This window comes from Campylobacter concisus, from assembly GCF_002913545.1.
In the GTDB taxonomy this organism is placed as follows: Bacteria; Campylobacterota; Campylobacteria; order Campylobacterales; family Campylobacteraceae; genus Campylobacter_A; species Campylobacter_A concisus_AV.
In genome coordinates this window covers 1-442 of the sequence record NZ_PPBR01000097.1, presented here as the reverse complement: position 1 = coordinate 442, position 442 = coordinate 1, and the positions used below count along the sequence as shown (strand labels likewise).

Below are 442 nucleotides of genomic sequence, written 5' to 3'. Positions count from 1 at the left end.
AAAACGGGCCGTATGATCGTTATTGAGATGAACCCACGCGTTAGCCGAAGCTCGGCGCTTGCCAGTAAAGCTACTGGCTATCCGATCGCAAAGGTCGCGACACTTCTAGCAGTTGGTTTTAGCCTAGATGAGATCAAAAACGACATCACTGGCACTCCTGCTAGCTTTGAGCCGGTGATCGACTACATTGTGACAAAGATCCCGCGTTTTACATTTGAGAAATTCCCAGGATCAAACCCATATCTAGGCACTGCGATGAAGTCAGTTGGCGAGGTCATGGCGATTGGTAGGACCTTTAAAGAGAGCATCCAAAAGGCGCTTTGTAGCCTAGAGCGCGATCTTTGCGGATTTAATAGCCTTAGCCTAGAGAAAAACGCTTTGATTTATGGCATCAGAAATGCAAATGAGAGAAGAATTTTATATCTAGCGCAAGCCTTTAGAG

General features: G+C 46.4%; 1 pseudogene. It reads left to right on the top strand.

Annotation, left to right across the window (positions count from 1 at the left end):
- Nucleotides 1-442, top strand: a pseudogene (gene carB / locus CYP05_RS06405) (carbamoyl-phosphate synthase large subunit); the annotation flags it as partial.